The organism is Psychrobacillus sp. BM2, from assembly GCF_048572895.1.
GTDB lineage: Bacteria > Bacillota > Bacilli > Bacillales_A > Planococcaceae > Psychrobacillus.
This window is the reverse complement of the sequence record NZ_CP183878.1, coordinates 314859-335262: the sequence shown is the minus strand read 5'-3', so window position 1 is coordinate 335262 and position 20404 is coordinate 314859. Positions and strand designations below refer to the sequence as shown.

Annotated in this window: 16 protein-coding genes; 5 read left to right on the top strand and 11 right to left on the bottom strand. The window is 37.3% G+C overall.

Annotated features, from left to right (window positions below; all coding sequences use genetic code 11):
• Window positions 1-10: 10 nt before the first annotated feature.
• The 3 genes from ACN6MX_RS01505 to ACN6MX_RS01495 form a co-directional block, all read right to left on the bottom strand.
• Complete coding sequence (locus tag ACN6MX_RS01505) at window positions 11-1831, bottom strand: ABC transporter ATP-binding protein (protein WP_419962528.1); 1821 nt, start codon at window positions 1829-1831, stop codon at window positions 11-13.
• Window positions 1815-3551, bottom strand: coding sequence for an ABC transporter ATP-binding protein (locus ACN6MX_RS01500; protein ID WP_419960924.1), 1737 nt, complete (start codon window positions 3549-3551; stop codon window positions 1815-1817). The genes ACN6MX_RS01505 and ACN6MX_RS01500 overlap by 17 nt, the downstream gene beginning before the upstream one ends.
• 108 nt (window positions 3552-3659) lie before the next feature.
• On the bottom strand, window positions 3660-4589 hold the full coding sequence (locus tag ACN6MX_RS01495) for a DMT family transporter (protein ID WP_419960923.1): 930 nt from the start codon (window positions 4587-4589) through the stop codon (window positions 3660-3662).
• Between the two features lie 130 nt (window positions 4590-4719).
• Between ACN6MX_RS01495 and ACN6MX_RS01490 the strand changes: the two genes are divergently transcribed.
• Window positions 4720-6732, top strand: coding sequence for an EAL domain-containing protein (locus tag ACN6MX_RS01490; RefSeq protein ID WP_419960922.1), 2013 nt, complete (start codon window positions 4720-4722; stop codon window positions 6730-6732).
• Between the two features lie 70 nt (window positions 6733-6802).
• Here ACN6MX_RS01490 and ACN6MX_RS01485 read toward each other — a convergent pair whose 3' ends face one another.
• The 6 genes from ACN6MX_RS01485 to ACN6MX_RS01460 form a co-directional block, all read right to left on the bottom strand.
• The gene (locus ACN6MX_RS01485; RefSeq protein WP_419960921.1) at window positions 6803-7252 is read right to left on the bottom strand and encodes a threonine/serine exporter family protein; all 450 of its coding nucleotides are present in this window, start codon (window positions 7250-7252) and stop codon (window positions 6803-6805) included.
• Between the two features lie 12 nt (window positions 7253-7264).
• Complete coding sequence (locus ACN6MX_RS01480; RefSeq protein WP_419962527.1) at window positions 7265-7954, bottom strand: threonine/serine exporter family protein; 690 nt, start codon at window positions 7952-7954, stop codon at window positions 7265-7267.
• A gap of 179 nt (window positions 7955-8133) precedes the next feature.
• Window positions 8134-10251 (bottom strand): beta-propeller domain-containing protein, encoded by a 2118-nt coding sequence (locus ACN6MX_RS01475; protein WP_419960920.1) that lies wholly within the window; start codon window positions 10249-10251, stop codon window positions 8134-8136.
• 360 nt (window positions 10252-10611) lie between these two features.
• Entirely contained in the window at window positions 10612-11805 is a 1194-nt protein-coding gene (locus ACN6MX_RS01470; protein ID WP_419960919.1) for an acyl-CoA dehydrogenase family protein, read from the bottom strand.
• 2 nt (window positions 11806-11807) lie between these two features.
• Window positions 11808-12965 (bottom strand): saccharopine dehydrogenase family protein, encoded by a 1158-nt coding sequence (locus tag ACN6MX_RS01465; RefSeq protein WP_419960918.1) that lies wholly within the window; start codon window positions 12963-12965, stop codon window positions 11808-11810.
• A gap of 4 nt (window positions 12966-12969) precedes the next feature.
• Window positions 12970-14460, bottom strand: a complete 1491-nt coding sequence (locus tag ACN6MX_RS01460) for an aldehyde dehydrogenase family protein (RefSeq protein WP_419960917.1) — start codon at window positions 14458-14460, stop codon at window positions 12970-12972.
• A 159-nt stretch (window positions 14461-14619) separates the two neighbouring features.
• On the opposite strand from ACN6MX_RS01460, the gene ACN6MX_RS01455 reads away from it, so the two are divergent.
• The 3 genes from ACN6MX_RS01455 (at window position 14620) to ACN6MX_RS01445 (ending at window position 18241) form a co-directional block, all read left to right on the top strand.
• A complete protein-coding gene (locus ACN6MX_RS01455; protein WP_419960916.1) occupies window positions 14620-15426 on the top strand; it encodes a TIGR00266 family protein in 807 nt (268 codons plus the stop codon).
• An 843-nt stretch (window positions 15427-16269) separates the two neighbouring features.
• Window positions 16270-16848, top strand: a complete 579-nt coding sequence (locus tag ACN6MX_RS01450; protein WP_419960915.1) for a TetR/AcrR family transcriptional regulator — start codon at window positions 16270-16272, stop codon at window positions 16846-16848.
• Between the two features lie 22 nt (window positions 16849-16870).
• Window positions 16871-18241 (top strand): DHA2 family efflux MFS transporter permease subunit, encoded by a 1371-nt coding sequence (locus ACN6MX_RS01445; RefSeq protein WP_419962526.1) that lies wholly within the window; start codon window positions 16871-16873, stop codon window positions 18239-18241.
• Window positions 18242-18420: 179 nt separating this feature from the next.
• Here the strand turns inward: ACN6MX_RS01445 and ACN6MX_RS01440 are convergent, their stop codons facing one another.
• Window positions 18421-18948, bottom strand: coding sequence for a DUF2798 domain-containing protein (locus ACN6MX_RS01440; protein ID WP_419960914.1), 528 nt, complete (start codon window positions 18946-18948; stop codon window positions 18421-18423).
• Window positions 18949-19224: 276 nt separating this feature from the next.
• Window positions 19225-19788: a TetR/AcrR family transcriptional regulator gene (locus tag ACN6MX_RS01435; protein ID WP_419960913.1), complete on the bottom strand. Its 564-nt coding sequence runs from the start codon at window positions 19786-19788 to the stop codon at window positions 19225-19227.
• 350 nt (window positions 19789-20138) lie between these two features.
• Between ACN6MX_RS01435 and ACN6MX_RS01430 the strand changes: the two genes are divergently transcribed.
• The gene (locus tag ACN6MX_RS01430) at window positions 20139-20342 is read left to right on the top strand and encodes a hypothetical protein (RefSeq protein WP_419960912.1); all 204 of its coding nucleotides are present in this window, start codon (window positions 20139-20141) and stop codon (window positions 20340-20342) included.
• Window positions 20343-20404: the final 62 nt, after the last annotated feature.

Below are 20404 nucleotides of genomic sequence, written 5' to 3'. Positions count from 1 at the left end.
TTATGTCTCCTTAAACCTTTGAATTCGTTAACATACTATAATATTTGCCTTTATTTTGCAACAGCTCTTGCTGTGGGCCTGACTCTATTAGTTTCCCACCTTCCATTACAAATATTAAATCTGCCTGGCGTATTGTATTCAATCGATGAGCGATGACAAAGCTTGTTCTGCCCTCCATCAGTCGTTCAAGCGCCTCTTGAATTTTCATTTCTGTAACTGTATCTATACTAGACGTTGCTTCATCTAACAACAGAATTGCTGGATCTGCAACAAGCGCACGAGCAATTGATAATAATTGTTTTTGACCTTGGCTAATTTCTCCACCATCTGCCGATAAAATAGTTTCGTACCCATTTGGTAATTTCATGATGAAGTCATGTGCATTCGCCTCTTTCGCAGCGCGGAGCACCTCTTCATCTGTTGCATTTAACTTACCGTATCTAATATTTTCTCTTACCGTCATTTCAAACAAAAATGGATCCTGTAAAACAAATGCTGTTTGGCTTCGTAGCGTATGTCTAGGCAACTGATCGATAGGTATACCATCTACTAATATACGTCCACCATTTACTTCATAAAAACGCGCAAGTAACTGCATAATAGTCGTTTTCCCTGCTCCAGTTGCACCAACTAAAGCAGCAGTTTTCCCTGACTCCACATGAAAAGATACATTAGAAATAGTCGGAGACTCATCTTCTTTATTATAATAAAACGTCACATCTTCAAATGTTACATTACCCTTTAACTTATAATCTGTATTATCAACGGCTTCATCTTCTTCAATAGGCTCATCCATAATAGCAAAAACACGTTCTGCCCCTGCAATTGCAGACAGCACCGTATTAAATTGGTTCGCTAAATCATTCAATGGACGAGTAAACTGCCTTGAATACTCCGTGAAAATAACAATTTCCCCTATTGTCACATGCCCATAATACGCTAATAATCCACCCACAGCAGCAACAAGCGTAAAGCTAGTATTATTCAATAAGTTCATCACTTTTGGGATAAGACCAGAGTATGTTAACGCCCAGAATCCGGTTAGTTTTAAACGTTCACTTTTAACGGCAAACTCTTCTTGCATCCGTCCTTCTTGTGAGAAGGCTTTTACAATTCGTTGACCAGAAATCGTTTCTTCAATCATTCCATTTAGTTCACCAACTGCTTTTTGCTGCTCCTTAAACAATTTAGATGTACGCTTCGTAATCCACCGCATCGCAAAATACATAAAGGGTACAATAATAAGCGTGATTAAAGTCATCACCGGACTTAATAGAAGCATGACGACTGTAGTACCAACCAAGGTTAAAACACTTGAAAACACTTGGATGAGGGATGAGTTTAATGTTTGGCTGACATTTTCTATATCATTTGTCATTCGACTCATTAACTCTCCATGCTGGCGTTTATCAAAAAAGGACACGGGTAGATTCTGTAAGTGCTCAAATAATCCTGTACGTAATCTATAAATTGTTTGCTGAGAAATACCAATCATCCAATAGCTTTGCAAATAAGTAGCGAGAGAGAAAAACAAGTAAACGATGAGTAGTACACCTATAATTTTAGCTAAGCCTTCAAATATACTTTTGGAAATATGTTCATCTACAATAACTCCGATTAAATATGGACCAACTAGTGCTAAGGCGGAGCTGACGATGACCATCAGCAGAACAATGATTAATAAAAACCGCTGTTCATCGACCAACTTCCATATTCTTTTTAAAACACCCTTCCAATCCGATGCTTTATCAACTTTCTTTTTATGATCTTTCTTTAAATCTTCTTTAGTAATGATAGGCTCATATCCAAAAGGCTTAGGAATGAAGTTCATCATGCTCGCCCCTCTCCTGCTGCGATTCAGCTATTGCTTTATAGAGAGAAGAGTTTTTCAATAGCTCATCATGCGTGCCATATGCAGAAACTTGACCTTCTTCTAATAATAAAATGTGATCCGCACCCTTTGCAGTTCGGATTTTCTGTGTAATAACAAGCATTGTTGCATTCTCTTCTTCTAAAGCTTCCCATAATGCATTTTCTGTTGATACATCTAATGCACTTGTACTATCATCAAGTAATAATATTTCTGGTTTTCTGACCAAAGCACGTGCAATCGAGAGTCTCTGTTTTTGACCACCAGATAGATTGACTCCCTTTTGACCAACTCTCGTATTGTATTGGTCTGGGAATTGTTCAATAGAGTCATGAATTTGCGCTTGTTTTGCAGCTTCTCTTAGTAACTCTTCCGTTGCAGTGGAATCTCCCCATCCTAAGTTTTCCTCTATACTTCCAGTAAAAAGAATAGATTGCTGAGGAACAAGTCCAATTATCTTTCTCAGCTCTTCCAGCGGCCATTCTTTGACATCGACTCCATCTATTAATATAGCTCCTTCTGTTGTATCGAAAAACCTTGGTATTAAATTGAGAAGAGTTGATTTACCAGATCCAGTTGCTCCCATAATCGCGAGCTTCGATCCCGGTTTAACCTTAAAGGACACATCTCTTAAGACGGGCATATCGGTCGTAGGATAATGAAATGACATATGTTGAAACTCAATTTCCCCTATCCTTGGAGCCGCCCCTGGCGAATCTGTATTAATAATTTCAATTCCCTCCTCAACAAGGAGTACTTCCTCCATACGCTCAGAGGATGCTTTTGCTCTAGAGAAGAAAATAATAATGAAAGCAAACATAGAAAAGGCACCTGTCATACGCATTGCATAGTTAACGATTGCTACTAGCTTACCTAACTCCACATCTCCTGTTTGAACTTCTTTTGCCCCAAACCATAGAACCGCTAACAAGCTGATATTCATGACAAAGAGTAATACGGGCAATATTAGCTCCATAATTCGAAATGCTTTTACATTATCCATTTTCAGGTCAGCTGCCACCGTTGCAAAACGACTTGATTCAAAATTACCACGCAAATATGCTTTTATTAAACGAACTGCCTGTAGATTTTCTTGTATTTTTCTTGTGACCTGATCCACCCTTTTTTGAACTTTTCCAAATAGCTTTAAACCATTCCGACTCATAATATAAAGGAATACTAATAAAAAAGGAGCACCAATTACTAAAAACATAGCTAAATATGGGTCTACTATAAAGGACATGATAATACTACCGACAACTAGTAAAGGGGCACGTAGCATAATACGTAATCCCATGAAAATTAGATTTTGAGTAATTGTCACATCTGTCGTTAAACGTGTGATTAAACTAGCGGTTGGAAACTTTAAAAAAGTAGCCATTGTAAAAGCCTGCACTTTCTTAAATAATGCCTGACGTATATCGAAACCATAACTCTGTACAACATGCGAGGCGATAAATGTATTAATAATTCCTGCTAAGAATGCCAAAAAGGAAATTCCAAGCATAATACTTCCCCAAAACATAATAGCCTGCTGATCCCCTGCTAGAATTCCATCATCAATAATGACCGCGATGAGCAATGGTTGAACAAGCTCCACGGAAAGCTCTACTAACATAAACAATAAAGCGACGATAACCAATATTTTATATGGAGATAAATATGAAAAAATTGTCTTCAAAATGGAAACACCCCTAGATTCTTCGACACTCGAATTAATTCTTGTAAAATCTATTATGCCATAAACTCTACTGAAGACATAGAAAAAGATGACTTAATATTTCGAAAGTCATCCTTTACTTTTACGTATCCATTTAATTTCCCCTGCAGCAGAGAGCCATGTGACAAATAGAAGCATAATAATAACACCAATATATTGCCATACCCCAAGTATTTGACTAAACCAAAATACCGAAATAATCATCGCCGTTAATGGCTCAATACTGGAAAGTATACTTGTTTCCACTGCCGTTATGTATTTCATACTCGACAAAAACAATATAAATGCAATGGTTCCTATTAAAATAATAATTATGACGATTAAGTTTATAGGATATGCTGCAAGATAAATCCATTCATCCGTTTTCCATATTTGAGTAACCGTTGCTAGGACCACCCCACCTATTAACATTCCCCAACCGACAATAACAAGAACACCCCATTCTTTCATAAGCCGAGCTGGATAGACCGTATAAATAGAAAATGCTACTCCTACTGCTAAACCCCAAAGTAATGCTTCTCTACTAATTAACAAAAAGCTCACATTTGCATTCGTTAACAATAAAAACAAACCAATTAATGTACCAATAATACCTATAACCTGATATTTAGGTGGAAACATTTTGTTCTTCCAGGATAAAAATAAAATAATATAAACTGGCCCTAAAAATTGAAGTAATGTAGCGATCGATGCATTACTCGCTTCAATTGCTGCTACAAATGTGTATTGTACTCCCAACATTCCTAGTACGCCGAAAACAATTAATTGTTTAAGCCAACTAATATCTTTCCATATAAGAAAAATTTGCTTACCAGTTACTAACAGAAAAAATAATATACATAATCCAGCACTTACTAAGCGAACCGTCAAGAAAAAAGAAACAGATAAGCCTGTATTATTTAAAACCCATTCCATCATAGGTCCTGTAGCACCCCATAGAATTGATCCTAAAACAATTAGAAATATACCTTTGGACCTTACAAATTTACTTTTCTGCATTTTACCCACCCACTTTCCAGAGTACTTTTTACCCATCTATTTATATTCAAATGAATATATGGTATTATACTAATGACTAATTTTTTGAAACTATGTATTATAATCATAGACTATTTAAGGGGGCTTGAATATGTTTCTCATAGAAGAATCTTTAAACTTAAGTAACACTGTTTTTAATCACTTGCCAACACCTAGTTTCATGACAAATAACGTGGGTAAGATCGTCTGGTGGAGCCAAGAAGCAGAAAAACAATTCGGTTACACTATTGATGATTTCCAGGACACCGATGTACCACTTTTTACAGATTATACACAAGGACACTTTACGGCAAATTGGGAAGCTATTTTGCATACAGAAGACCCTTTTGAGGTTAGCCCGGTAGTCCTTTATTCTAAAGATAAAAAAGCTATAAAAACCTCCATTGTTGCAAACTCTTTTGCATGGCAGGATATGCGTTACGTATTATTTCAGATCAAAACAGATACAAATAATTTAATGGAAGTATCTTCTTTTCATGAGCTTCAGCTCATCAAAAAAGGATTATCAGATTCTTTCATGCTAGTCTATGTAGATCGTGAAGGACTAATCATGCATGCAAATGATAAGTTTTTGAAAAAAAGTGCATGGACACCTAAACGAATTATCGGAAAATCTTTTTGGCAGTTACTCCCAGATACTCCGGAGCATATAGCAATTGGTAATCAGATTATCACTAGACTACGAGACGGAAAAACATTTCAAGCTGCCGTTGAAAAAATTACAAAAGATGGAACTGTTTATTGGGTGAATTTGTTAGGTATCCCAGTATCTGATACCCAAAATAATACCTCTTACTTTTTATTATTGGAAGAGGAAATTACCGAAAAGAAATTAATGCAAACTAAACTTGAACAGATTGCTTATGTTGACACAGAAACAGGTTTGTTAAGCAGACATCGTTTAGAGGAAGTAGTAAATGAATATATCGATGAAAAAAAATCATTTTCTTTTGTTTTCATTAGCATCGATCAATTTTATACATTAAAAGAAATTTTCAATGATCAAACAGAAACAAAAATGTTAAATGAGTTTAGTAAACGATTGAAAATCTATTTTGAGGATTCTATTATTGCAAGATCCGGTAGAGATGATTTTGCTATAGTTACTCCTTTAAGTGATTGGTATATTCAAGGATTTACCAATTATTTAAAGCAAAATCCTATTTACTTAGATAGCAAAGTAATTCCGATTACTGTTAGCGGAGCTATTACTAGATATCCCGAAGATCAGCAATCTTATCTTCATTTATTAAAAGCTACTACTAATACGATTCAAAAGGTTAAACTAGAGGGCGGCAGTATGATTACTACCCTTTCCAAGTCTGATCATTCAAAACTTTCTCGTAAGGTTCAAATTGAAAAACGATTATTAGAAGCATTAAACCATAATGATTTACATGTCATGTTCTTGCCTCAAAAAGATGTGAAAACAGGTGCTATAACTTCAGTAGAGGCATTAGTAAGATGGGAAGATAGCATGTTGGGTACTGTATCTCCTGAAGAACTAATCCCAATCGCTGAAGAGACCGGAATGATCAACGAAATCGGTCAATATATGCTTGAAAAATCTTGCGAGCAAGCTGCTATTTGGCAACGAAAAGGAATGCCTATCAAAGTTAGCTTCAACTCATCTATTCGTGAATTTAGAGATAAAAACATGGTGAAGACCATTCGAAAAGTACTAGAAAAGTACAATTGTTCTCCAGAGCTGATTCAAATTGAGTTTACTGAGAAATTTGCACTCGAGGCGGAAGCGGAAAAAGCAATTGTTCAGCAAATACAGAAGCTCCAGCAGGACGGCATTGTCTTTGTGTTAGATGATTTCGGAACAGGTTATGCCTCTTTACGCTATTTGCAAATGCTACCAATTGGCAAATTAAAGATTGATAAATCATTCATAAATTCTATAACTCAACAGGAAAAGCTAGAAAAGCTAGTACAAGGTTTAGTACAATTTGGACAATCACTAGGTTTACGAGTAGTTGCAGAAGGTGTAGAAACTGCCGAACAGTTTGAGCTACTTAAACAAATGGGCTGTGATGCTGTTCAAGGCTATTATGTAAGTCTTCCAATTTCCGCTGAAGAAGTAGAAGAAATGTTATAAAAAAAGATAACGTTTATGAAGGCTGGCTATGGATAAATTTAAAACCGTGACAAAGAAAATACCTCTTTGCTCACGGTTTTGTTTTTAATTTTACAATTGTTTTTATCCAAAGTTGGGTAATAATCTCCGCAAATACTAAGCCCATTGCGATTGAACCCGAAATCAGTAAGGCTAAGGAAGCAAATTCAAGAGCTAACGCGTAATCCTTTTCCACAACACTTCTCATCGCATTATAGGCAGTACCTCCAGGAACTAACGGAATGATTCCTGCAACACTAAAAATAATCATCGGCATTTTAAACTTTTTAGACATTATATGTGATACGAATGCAACCGTAAAAGCCCCCGCAAATGAAGCACTTACCTGATCTTGATTTACTTGGTTCACATACATATAAACAATCCAACCAGTCATTCCCACTATCCCACAGTAAAATAGTGATTTTTTCGGTGCGTTAAATACTACTCCAAACGCCGTCGCTGCGATAAAACTTAAAATACCTTGAGCTACATATATCAATTAGCATCCTCCTTACAGTGATAGTACTAGTGCGACACCAGCACCAATTGCAAATGCTGTGAGAAAAGCTTCCGCTCCCTTTGATAGACCTGACACAAAACTTCCAGCCATTAAATCCCTAATGGCATTAGTGATTAGTAGACCTGGAACAAGTGGCATTACTGATCCAATAATGATTTTATCTAATTCAATGCCGAAGCCAATGGCAACAGATATAGTGGCTATGACGGTGACTATAAACGCCGCAAAAAATTCTGCGAAAAATTTAACCCTCGTTCTTACCTCTAACCTATCTGCTACTGCATAACCTATACCTCCTGCAATTAGGGCAGTTGGTACATCTAGCAGTTTTCCTGAAAATAATAAAAGAAAAGCACCTGAAGCGATAGCTGCTGCAAATATTTGAAGCCAAAATGGATAGGTTTTACGTTCACTCTCAATCTGTTGGAGCTCACTAAATGCCTCTTCAATTGTTATGTCCCCAAAAGCTAATTTTCTAGATACATTATTTACTGAGGCAATTTTTCCTAAATTGGTCGATCTAGCATTTATTCGTACTAATCTTGTTGGAAGGTTTTTATTTCCACTAAAAATGATCCCGGTTGGAGTTACAAAGCTTTGAGATTGCGTCAGTTCCTGTGAAACAGCCATGCGATCCATCGTATCTTCTGCTCGATACGTTTCAGCACCACTTTCCATCATTAAACGCCCAGCAAGTAAACAGCTTTCCACTACCAATTCATAATCCGTTGCCAATGAGGAACACCTTCTTTCTTCCATTTAAACTAATCTTATAGAACCAGCTTTGAAAAAACAAATACTGTTGAAAGTTTTACTTTATACAAAAAATAAAGAAAGTGACTATAGTAGCCACCTTCAGTCTAATACTTTACTAATCCAGTTTGTTTATAAGTATGGATATTATAACTTTTAATTTCTTTCATCGCAATTGTATAAATTGTGTCTCCTGCATATAAAATTCGTTGAATAGAGCTTTCCCATTCTTCATACATTTGGCCAGGAACTTCAGGTCGAAGTAATTCACCTTTTCGTACAATTCCTTTTTCTGGTGTTATCTCATAGATTATTGCTCCATCCTGTTTGAAATCAGCATATTCCTTATCAGGTAGTTTCTCGTAAATAGATACTGGAAAACCATATAAATGGTTCTCTTGATGTTCAAAAAGTGCATGATGATCATATTGTATCGGCGAATACGTGCCTTGATCACCTATCACCTCTGTATCTTTTTCTTTTGGATTTGCCAAGTCACTTACATCAAACAAAGAAATCTTCATCCCCTCCGTCATAACCAGAGGCTCTTTTCCACCACTTTGCGTATCAATTCTCGTTTCATAGCCGAATCCAATGAGATGGTTTTCATCTAATGGGTGTAGATAATTACTAAAGCCTGGAATCTTTAATTCACCTAATACTTTTGGTGAAGTAGGAGTAGCGGTATCTATCACGAATAGTGGATCTGTTTCTTTGAAAGTCACCATATACGCTTTATCACCCATGAATCTTGCCGAATAAATTCTTTCATCCTTTGCAAGACCAGTAAGAGAGCCAACCAGGTTCATTCCTTCATCTAATATAAATAAGTTATTTTCAGATACTTCATTTTCACTCCAGCTATTACCTTTAGTTGTCACTGCCCTGAAATATCCATCATATTCATCCATCGAAAATTGGTTTAAAATATGACCTTTTAACCGATTAGAGGCTACAAATTGGATAGCCGTTTTGTCTAGTGTAAATTTGAACACTTCTGTATCCATAGAGCCTGGATTCCAAAACATTTTATCGGTAAAATTACCTTCCTCGTAAATACTGGAAGTTAAATACAAATTATTCTTCGACATATATATTTGTTCACTTCCACCTAGATAACCCTTCGTGATTACTTCATTTTTCTCCGGATTGGAAACGTCTAGAGCAGTGATAATGCTATAGGTCGCTTCCTTGGAATTTGGTAAGATAGAGAGATCTTCGTAAGGTAAAGGTTCCACAGTTCCCCCATTTTCAGAATCATAGGAGTAAGGACGCAACTCCGTATTTTCTTGTTCTTCCATTATCCAAAAATTTGGGTAGACATTTGTTACATAATAGAGCGTACCATCTGTCAGCCTAGCTCCAGACATATGCCCTTCGGTTCCGACCTCTCTTTGTAATTTCGGGACAGCTGGATTAGCAATATCATAAAACAACGCAGTCGTCATAGAGTCCATCGGCATAGACATACGCGCAATATCATTACTACTTTGTTCATATGGTACTGCCTGAAAGGTATTCTTTTGCGCCAAAACAATTAGCGTTTCTTCGGTTAGAAATAGCTGCATTGGATAATAATCGCTCCCCAAATGAATTTTGGTTTCCTCTTTCAATTTCGTTGGGTCTTCTATATTAACAATTACTATGTTATTTTCCGTTATCGAGTATATATGGGTTCCATTTGTTTTTACTATATCTGCCTCATCTACACCCTCGACTTGATTGTTCGTTGTAGAGTGATCACCTCCACCCCTCGCATCAGAAGATAATTCGGAAGATTCCTCCACCGTTTCCGTAAAGGCAAATTTCTCATTTTTAATGTTTTGTAGCTTCTTTACCATTTCAAAATGGGCTTTTAGCTCGGCTTGTGATTGGACAGTTGGTAGTTTTTTATATACTTTAAAAGGAAAATCAGTTTTAGTAAAACCAAGCTTGTCTTTCACATGCAATGTATATGAGCCCTCATTTAAGCCCTTGATTTCTAAAGATTTACCATTTGAATTGAGCGAATAATTCGCATCCACCTTTTTCCCTTGCTGATCCTCCACAAACACATCTCCAGTTTCCAATGCATCTTTCCCTAGAGCGGAAGAAAAAGAGGCTTGAAAAACTTGACCAGATAGCACAACTGATTGGGCTGTCACAGATAACTTTGTGAAATAGAATAAACTAGCTATGCTTACAACTAAACCTAATGCAACGATTGAAATAATCCACCTTTTCAATATGGATCACCCTTCCTTTTTTCTTTGTTAACCCATTAGACTTTTGAAAAAGGAATTAGTTACACCTATAGGAAGAATTTTCAGAAAATATCAACTTATTATGGTTGGTAATTTACTCTCTCCTCTATCAGTTACATGCATTCACCAGCTGTTCCCTTGCCCTTAAATAATATCTACTTGCGAAGAGAAAGATATATCTAGCAAGCGGCATAATGAAGGAGCTATATTTACCCAAATTCAAAAATATTATTAGTCCTATTAAACTATAATGATATAATTTGATTTGATTGTAACGTAAAACGCAAGAATGTTATTCACTGTAGTGATCAACATTCTTGCGTTGGTAATTGGAGTTCATTTTTATTCTTCAAATGGCCATTTCGGCAGCATATTGCTTAGTGTTTTGTCTTCTCGATAACCGAGGACATATTCAGCTTGCATGATTGTATGAATCTCTCGCGTTCCTTCATAAATAACTGGAGCTTTTGAGTTTCTTAAATATCGAGCTACTGGGTATTCATCTGAGTATCCATAGGCACCATACACTTGCACAGCATCATCTGCAGCTTTATTGGCAAAATCACAAGCCTGCCATTTTGCTAGAGATGTCTCTCTTGTATTGCGCACACCTTTGTTTTTTAGTTCGCCTACACGGTAGACCAGTAGACGACTCATTTGGAGACCAGCCTCCATTTTGGCAATCATTTGTTGAACAAGCTGATGCCTGCCAATCTCTTTTCCAAATGTTTGACGCTCCTTGCTATATTTTACGCTTGCTTCTAGACATGCAAGAGAAAGCCCGACTGCTCCTGCAGCTACTGTGAAGCGACCATTATCCAATGCCGACATGGCAATTTTAAATCCTTCTCCTTCTTTTCCGAGAAGATTTTCCCTTGGCACAGGCATATTATCAAAAAACAGTTCTCCTGTATTCCCTGACTTAATGCCATATTTACCTTTAATAGCTTTAGATGAAAAGCCATCTAACGTGCGCTCGACGATAAACGCACTAATACCATGATGCTTCTTGGATTTATCCGTATAAGCAAAAACGATGAAATGATCAGCCACATCGCAAAGGGAGATCCATGTCTTCTGGCCATTTAAGACATAGTGATCCCCGTCTAGCACCGCTACTGTAGTCATCGAAGCTACATCTGAACCAGCACCTGGTTCCGTTAAGCCAAATGCTCCAATTTTTACACCATTAGCCTGTGGAACTAAATATTTTTGCTTCTGTTCTTCTGACCCCCACTGCATTAAAGTCATAGAGTTTAAACCGGTATGAACCGAAACTGCTGTCCGAAAAGCTGTATCGCCACGCTCCAATTCCTCGCAAACAATAGCGAGTGAATTATAATCCATTCCACTTCCACCATATTTTTCAGGTACACATACACCCATCAAACCTAGGTCTGCGAGTCTTTTCCAAATGGCAGGATCGAACGCACCATTTGATTCCCATTTTGCAATATGAGGAATTATTTCATTATCTACAAACTGGCGAACTGTTTTGCGCAATAGCACCTGTTCTTCTGAGAAGTCAAAGTTCATCTTTACTCACCTCTAGTAATGGATTCTCTTATTTCTACGCCTCTTGCTGCCATTTCTCGGATATATAATTCACCGGGAACGATTAGCTCGGGAGGATATACTCCTCGATTTTTGATGACACCATTTCCAATCATTTGTGCAACTACGGAAATAGTATTTGCTGTTGCTCGTGCCATTGCTGTTTCACCTGAAAGGGAGTCTTTTTTGGTCGCCATTTCATACGTATAGATGGTAGGCACACCGTCTTTTAAACCTTCTACGATTACTCGCAGCAATACTGCATCTTCCTTATCTCCTAGTAATAGCTGTGGAGTTAGGACTTCCTTCAATACATCTCGAGCCTTTATCATATTGCCATTTACATTGACGATTGTTTCTTTATTCGTTAACCCTAAGTCTACGAGCAGTTTAAATTTATCTGCATGCCCTTTATATCGAATTGTTTTGTATTCAAGCGTATCTACATTTGGAAAAGATTTTGGTAGAGTTGAAGTGCCGCCCGCAGTATGGAATGCCTCTAGTTCACCATACTCTTCAAAGGTAATCGGTTCTACTTCAGTAAGAGATTGTACTTCCTGAAGCTTTCCATCTCTTATAACATGCGAAGCATCTGTATAATGATCGAATACGCCTTCCAACGAGAAAACGATATTGTAACCAAATATCCCCTCAGGCTCCACTGGTATTCCTCCGACATACAATCGAATAGCATTCACTTCATCAAGTTTAGATGCACCGTATCCAGCTAATATATTGATCATTCCTGGAGCGACACCCAAATCAGGTATTAGAGTAATCCCCTTAGCCTTAGCCTTTTCATGAAGTATCAATACATTATCTGTTGCCCCTCCAATATGCCCTCCCAAATCAATAGAATGGACTCCCTCTTCTACAGCGAGCCTAGCTATTTTTTCATTGAATGTATAAAATAATGCATTTATTACTACATCTGCTTCCCTCATTATTTTGCGTATGCTATCGTCTTCGTTTGCATCAAGTCTCAATACTTCAATTTTGGAGTTTTGCAATCTTTCCTTAAACATTTTCGCCTGTCCCACATCCAAATCACATAATAAAACCTTTTCCACATTTGGGCTTAACACTAAATCACGAGCTGCTTCTTTCCCCATTAACCCTGCACCTAATACAGCAATTTTCATGTAATCATCCCCCTATTACTTGAGTGTCTATTTGTGCACGCTGTAACTTCCCACTGTAATCTATATATATGCTCTTCCATTCTGTATACACATCTAATGCTGCTACCCCAGAATCACGATGACCATTGCCAGTTCCTTTTGTACCTCCAAATGGCAGGTGAATCTCTGCACCTGTTGTACCCGCGTTAATATATACAATTCCCGTATCCAAATCACGCTGTGCACGGAATATTTTGTTGACATCTCTTGAATAGATGGAACTGGATAGTCCAAACTTCACTCCATTATTCACTTCAATCGCTTCTTCTAGTGTATTCACTTCTATTAAGGAGACAACTGGGCCAAAGATTTCCTCCTGTGCTATTCGCATATTCGGTGTCACGTCTGTAAATAGAGTAGGTGCGTAATAATTCCCTTGTGCGAGCTCTGCCTCGTTTAAAATTTTTCCTCCTGTAAGGAGAGTAGCCCCTTCCTCTTGTCCTATTTTTATATAGGAATGGATTTTCTCCAGAGCTTTTTTATTAATAACTGGACCGATTTTGACGGTTTCATCTAATCCATCGCCAATCGTTAGTTTTTCCATTTGTTCTAGGAGCATTCTTTCTAAGTCTTCTCTTACATCTTTATGCACAATAACCCTGCTACATGCCGTGCATCTTTGTCCAGCAGTCCCAAATGCACTCCATAAAATACCCTCCACTGCTAATGAAAGATCGGCATCTTCCATTACAATTACTGCATTTTTCCCACCCATTTCGAGAGAAACTTTCTTTAAATGACGACCTCCAAGCTCCGCTACTTTACTCCCTGTATCAGTAGAGCCAGTAAACGAAATAACCTTCACATCAGGATGCTCAATCATAGCCGTACCTACTTGAGAACCTGATCCGAATACGACATTCGCAACTCCAGGTGGTAGTCCAGCTTCATCAAATATTTTAGCCATTTCATATGCCATCATCGGAGTTTCTGTTGCTGGTTTCCAAATGAATGCATTTCCTGCAACGATAGCCGGAAATGATTTCCACGTAGCAATCGCAACTGGGAAATTCCATGGGGTTATGAGCCCCACCACTCCTATCGGTGCTCGGACACTCATCGCAAACTTGTCTGCCAATTCCGATGGAGTTGTCTCGCCGAACAAACGACGACCTTCACCAGCCATATAAAACGCCATATCAATACCTTCTTGTACTTCGCCACGTCCCTCTTCGATCACTTTGCCCATTTCTTTTGTTAATACTTGCGCTAGATGCTCTTTCTTTTCTTTCATTATTCTTCCAATCTCATATAAATAATCCGCACGTTTCGGTGCAGGAACTAGTGCCCATTTCTTTTGAGCTCTCACTGCTGCCTTTACTGCAAGATTTACATCATTCTCTGTAGATAACTTAACCTCTGCCAGCTGTTCCCCATTTGCAGGATTTAATACCGCCACATATTCAGTACTCCCCACGTCCTGCCATTTCCCATCAATAAAGTTTGTTAATTTCATTCGATTCCCTCTTTTCAGTTTAAAATGTAAACGCTTCCATTAATAATACATTCGATATTTGTTTTTAAATCCCTTTAAAAAATTAAGAATTTTAAGAATGAAACTTTTTACCTTTCATATCGTATAATTGGTTAATAACAATTTAGGAGGAGCGAAATTATGAATAATCATGAAATAGACTACAAGTTATATGGAGACGATATGCAATTTGTAGAAATTGAATTGGATCCAAAAGAAACTGTTGTTGCAGAAGCAGGCAGCTTAATGATGATGGAAGATGGCATTTCAATGGAAACTATTTTCGGCGATGGCTCCTCTGGTTCTAGTGGTAGCGGTGGCGGCCTTATGGGCAAATTAATGGGTGCAGGTAAACGTATGCTTACAGGAGAGAGTTTATTCATGACAACGTTTACTAACACCGGTAGTGGAAAAAGACATGTCTACTTCGCATCACCTTATCCCGGCAAAATTGTTCCGATGGACTTAAGCCAATACCGCGGCAAAATTATTTGTCAAAAAGATGCATTCTTAGCAGCTGCTAAAGGAGTTACGATTGGCATTGAATTTCAACGTAAGCTAGGAGCAGGTTTCTTTGGTGGTGAAGGTTTCATTATGCAAAAACTTGAGGGTGATGGTCTCGCTTTCGTACATGCAGGTGGAACTATTCATAGAAAGTCTCTACAGCAAGGTGAAGTTTTACGAGTAGATACCGGTTGTTTAGTAGCAATGACTTCAGATGTAGATTACAATATCGAAATGGTCAAAGGTGTCAAAACAGCCTTATTTGGTGGAGAAGGATTATTCTTCGCTACCCTTCGTGGTCCTGGTACCGTATGGATTCAATCACTTCCATTTAGCAGATTAGCTAGTAAAGTATTTGCAGCTGCCCCTCAAACACCAGGTGGCGGTTCACGTGATGAAGGCAGTATCGCAGGTGGATTGTTTAATCTACTTGGCGGAAAATAAATATTGGTTTTAGAGAATGACTTGCTTTTTAAGTCATTCTTTTTTATTTGATTTGATACACTGGGATGTTGCGGATATCGGGGTGGATGTTGCGCATATTCATCTGAAAGTTGCGGATACGCTTTCCTATGTTGCGAGTAACCACATGAAGGTTGCGCATAACTAAATCGTTGCGAGTACGGTGCTAAATGTTGCGCATATTCATCTGAAAGTTGCGGATACGCTTTCTTATGTTGCGAGTAACCACATGAAGGTTGCGCATAACTAAATCGTTGCGAGTACGGTGCTAAATGTTGCGCATATTCGTCTGAAAGTTGCGGATACGCTTTCTTATGTTGCGAGTAACCACATGAAGGTTGCGTATAACTAAATTGTTGCGAGTACGGTGCTAAATGTTGCGCATATTCATCTGAAAGTTGCGGATACGCTTTCCTATATTGCGAGTAACCACATGAAGGTTGCGCATAACTAAATCGTTGCGAGTACGGTGCTAAATGTTGTGCATATTCATCTGAAAGTTGCGGATACGCATTCCGATGTTGCGGATATCGGGGTGGATGTTGCGCATAACTAAATCGTTGCGAGTACGGTGCTAAATGTTGCGCATAACTAAATCGTTGCGAGTACGGTGCTAAATGTTGCGCATATTCATCTGAAAGTTGCGGATACGCATTCCTATGTTGCGAGTAACCACATGAAGGTTGCGTCCAATAAGTCACTAAGAATATGTCTAAATTATGAACACGAATACTGCAATACAGTAAAAAAAGACTTGAATTATAGAATTTTTTTTTGCTATACTTTAAAACAGACCGGTTGGTATGTAGGGGGTGTACTACGGAAATGGATACAAAACCGCTGATAATCGATATCGCGACAAAGCTTTTCCAACAAAAAGGATATATAGGTGTTGGGTTAAACGAAATATTGAAAGAGTGTGGAATTTCAAAGGGCTCGCTTTATTATCACTTTCCAAATGGAAAAGAAGAACTTCTTATCGCATGCCTACAGTCCTTGAATGAAGCTATTATGAAGGATATCACGGAAATTTTTGAAGAGTATTCCACTACGAATGAAGCAACATACGCAATGATTGAAAAGCTAATTGCCAATTATGAAACAGAAGGAACACTCACAGGGTATACCTTTAGCAGTATTGTTAGCGAAATGGCTTCGTTAAGTGATTCAGTTAGAAATGCATGCGCTAAATTATATTCAGAAATTCAGACTATTTATTTTCAAAAATTAGTAGCAGATGGATTTTCTAATAATGAAGCTTCTTCTAACGCTTTAATCATGACACTTTCAATTGAGGGTGGAATGCTACTTTGCTTAATACAAAAAGCAAAAGAACCACTCCAAGTTATTGCCCAAGTACTACCCCAAATTTTAAAAACAAGGAGATTTAAAACAAGTGAATAAAAATTATAAGACTGGCCCTATCATGACGGCTCTATTAGTAGCTGGCTTTGTAGGACTTTTTAGTGAAACGGCATTAAATATTGCCTTAGGAGATTTAAGTAAAATTTTCGAGGTAGATCCGACAACAATTCAATGGTTAGCAACAGGTTATTTCTTAACCCTAGGTATTTTAATACCAGTAACAGGTATTCTAATGCAGAAATTTACAACAAGACAAATGTTTTTAACTTCTATTATCTTAACCCTATTAGGTACGATTTTAGCTGCATTATCTCCATCGTTTGGCTTCCTTTTGGCAGGACGTATTATTCAAGCAGCAGGGTTAGCTATTAACTTACCTTTAACGCAAAATGTCATTTTCACCATCTTCCCTCCTAACAAACGTGGAGCTGCAATGGGAATTATGGGACTAGTTATGTTAGCTGGTCCAGCTTTAGGCCCAACAATAGCAGGGCTAATTTTAGATACCCTATCGTGGGATTGGATTTTCTGGTCTCAAGTACCATTCCTATTATTATCACTAATTATCGGGATCTTTTATGTTCCAAATGTGAATGAAGTACGGAAAATTTCACTTGATATACTGTCGGTTATTCTTTCAACAATAGGATTCGGTGGGATCGTTTACGGATTCAGTGTATCCGGTGACAATGGATGGACTAGTCCAATAGTTATCGGATCTATTATTATCGGTCTAGTTGGAGTAATTCTATTCTCCATGCGTCAGATGAAAATGGAGCAGCCGATGATGAATTTAAGAGCATTTAAGTACCCTCTTTTCGTTTTAGGTGTATTTATGAGTTTTATTACATTCTTCAATATGCTTTCAATGTTAGTAATTTTACCAATGTATATGCAAATGTCTTTATTAATCGCAGCGTTTACAACAGGTTTAATTTTATTACCTGGTAGCTTACTTAACTGTATTTTAGCACCGATAATTGGTGGACTATTTGACAAATATGGTCCAAGAGCGATTATCACTCCTGGTACCCTTCTAGTAGTTATCGCATATGCACTTTATGCCCAATTAGGTACAGATGCGGCTCTTTGGGTTGTTGTAGTGATCCATATTATTATGATGTTAGGTATTGGTGCAGTACTTGCTTCCACACAAACAAACACACTAAATTCTTTACCAAAACAATACTATCCCGATGGTATTGCTATTACCCAAACAATCCAACAAGTAGCGGGTGCAGTTGGTATTGCGGTTATGGTTGCTCTATTATCATCAAGACAAAACAATTACTTATCAACAGTAAGCGACAATTTACCAGAAGCAGCAGCATCAGGTTCATCATTCGTATTCACAATAGGTTTAGTATTTGCAACGATCAACTTTGTGCTGTCATTCTTTATGAAAAAACCAGTAGATGTAAAGTCAAAATAAAAAACTGATTTCATCCTATTTAACTTAAAGGAGATTAAGACAATGGCAAATCACTATAAAAATATTGTTGTAGCAGTATGCGCAACTTGCGATTTGACTATATGATATTGCGATTCTCCTGACTGAACTCGTGATGTAAAAAGAAAAAACGCTTAGACAAAAATTTGTCTAAGCGTTTTTTAGTTATTTTGTACTTGTGGCACAACATCGTCTGCTGCTTGAGCCTTACCGTCTTGAGACTCATGTAATTTTACCATCGCAAAACGTGCAATTGGTTGAATTACTAAGCTTTCTGCAATAAGTACAACTGCGAAGTTACGTGGCCAATTTTGTAACCAGTTGCTGAAAATTTCAGGAGTAAAACCGTTTCCTACAATATCACCAACAAACGTCATCGCTATTGACATCCCTAGTACGGTGAAAAGAATACGGAATAAAATCTTGGAATTAAAGCTGTCAGATGGCTTAGTGAATTTTGCTACTAAAGCTTCTGCAATACGTCCGAAGATAGTTGGTTCAATGATCATAACAATAATCCAAATAATCGGTAAAGCCTTCAGTATGGTTAAAAATACTTCTACATTAAACTCTCCAGCACCAAGAATGACGTTAAATGATGTCATAAATATAACTGTCAATGTCGAAATAATAGTACCGTACAATAGCCCCTCTTTTCCGTTTCTTGGTAGTCTTTTTTCTAAATGCATTCTTTAATTTTCTCCCTTTCAAAAAGCTTATTTTAGACCTTGGTAATATGTTAATTGTTGAGGTAAAACAGTGTCGGTTGTGTAATAGTGGATAACGTAATGAAGGAAAAAACGTTTGGAGTGTCATCAATTTCTATATTTAATATCTGGTGGAAACCAACTGTACTAAGATAGTCAACTGTTTCCTAAGTGCAATATTAAAGGCTGTTTTTTTAAACAGCCGACAATTCCTACTATATAACAGAGTCTTTAGAATTAAAATATACTCTGTTTTTCTTATGAAAACCTCTTCAATAAATTTGGTAACAGATTTGCAATTGTTTTTAAAGGATCAGCCGATTGTTGAGTTAAACAAAGCATCATTGCCCCTTCAATTGTAGCAGTCAATAATAAAGAAATAGAGTCAGCTGTTTCATCCGAAAAACCATCCGCTAATAGTTTTGTGCAATAAATATTTTCAATATTTTCATATAATTCACTGCAAGCGCTGCGAACAGGTTCACTCATTGTTGCCATCTCACTAACAATGCTGCTAAATGTATAGCCAGTAATAGTACCGTCCGTTTCAAAACTACGAATTAACGTATCAATCATTGATATTAAGGCATCTTCAGTTGATGAATGCTTACTGAAAATAACTTCAATATCAGTCGTAATATCTTCTTTTAAAGCATGTAAACAAGTAATCAAGAGTTCGTCTTTGCCATTTGGAAAGTGATGATAAAGGGCTCCTTTTGTAACATTACAGGCTTTTATAATTTCATTGAGACCTACAGTTTTATAGCCTTTTTGCTGAAAAAGGGTTGTAGCAGTTTCAATCAAGAGTGATTTAGTATCCATATCTGGTTTTCCTCCTAACATACCAACGGGTCTGTATGTTAGTATAACAAATTTTAAACAACATTCTAGTATTTTGTTTTTTTCAATAAAGAATTTTTTGAAGAAAAGCTCAAGCATACATTAACAAAACCTGTTTCTACCGTTTTCGAGGGCTTTGGAGAAACTTAATTTTTGAGGGGCTTGTTATGTTGGATTTGCAAAAAAAGTGCAAAATATCTTCGACTTCGACGACACCCTTCTACTCTGCAATCATTCCTCCGATTGTTTATACCCCTTCTCAATTTCCTTCATATAATATGGGGAGGGACACAATACCTTGGAGTTCCTACATTATAGGATGGGAGGTGTGGATGTTGAATTCTTCTACAGGTTTATGGGTTGGTTTATTGGGCATTGTCTTAGGGGTGCTAGGTTTCTTTTATGCTCCGCTTTGGTTAGGTGCTGGAGCAGTTCTTTTAGGGCTAGTAGCTTTAGCTTATTCTTACAAGTCATTCGTTGGATGGATATCTTTAATACTCGGGGTAGTTGTTTTAATATGGACACTTATGTCATAATATTAAACGAAAAGCGTATTGTATTAATATCCACTACGTGTTAAGCTTATTTAAATTTAAAA

Bases quoted from the DNA above. Each gene is read 5' to 3' on its own strand.
- ACN6MX_RS01445 (WP_419962526.1), top strand. From the start codon at position 16,871: ATGACGGCTCTATTAGTAGCTGGCTTTGTAGGACTTTTTAGTGAAACG.
- ACN6MX_RS01505 (WP_419962528.1), bottom strand. From the start codon at position 1,831: ATGAACTTCATTCCTAAGCCTTTTGGATATGAGCCTATCATTACTAAA.
- ACN6MX_RS01440 (WP_419960914.1), bottom strand. From the start codon at position 18,948: ATGCATTTAGAAAAAAGACTACCAAGAAACGGAAAAGAGGGGCTATTG.
- ACN6MX_RS01460 (WP_419960917.1), bottom strand. From the start codon at position 14,460: ATGAAATTAACAAACTTTATTGATGGGAAATGGCAGGACGTGGGGAGT.
- ACN6MX_RS01480 (WP_419962527.1), bottom strand. From the start codon at position 7,954: ATGATGGAAAGTGGTGCTGAAACGTATCGAGCAGAAGATACGATGGAT.
- ACN6MX_RS01470 (WP_419960919.1), bottom strand. From the start codon at position 11,805: ATGAACTTTGACTTCTCAGAAGAACAGGTGCTATTGCGCAAAACAGTT.
- ACN6MX_RS01435 (WP_419960913.1), bottom strand. From the start codon at position 19,788: ATGGATACTAAATCACTCTTGATTGAAACTGCTACAACCCTTTTTCAG.
- ACN6MX_RS01465 (WP_419960918.1), bottom strand. From the start codon at position 12,965: ATGAAAATTGCTGTATTAGGTGCAGGGTTAATGGGGAAAGAAGCAGCT.
- ACN6MX_RS01450 (WP_419960915.1), top strand. From the start codon at position 16,270: ATGGATACAAAACCGCTGATAATCGATATCGCGACAAAGCTTTTCCAA.
- ACN6MX_RS01495 (WP_419960923.1), bottom strand. From the start codon at position 4,589: ATGCAGAAAAGTAAATTTGTAAGGTCCAAAGGTATATTTCTAATTGTT.
- ACN6MX_RS01490 (WP_419960922.1), top strand. From the start codon at position 4,720: ATGTTTCTCATAGAAGAATCTTTAAACTTAAGTAACACTGTTTTTAAT.
- ACN6MX_RS01430 (WP_419960912.1), top strand. From the start codon at position 20,139: ATGTTGAATTCTTCTACAGGTTTATGGGTTGGTTTATTGGGCATTGTC.
- ACN6MX_RS01455 (WP_419960916.1), top strand. From the start codon at position 14,620: ATGAATAATCATGAAATAGACTACAAGTTATATGGAGACGATATGCAA.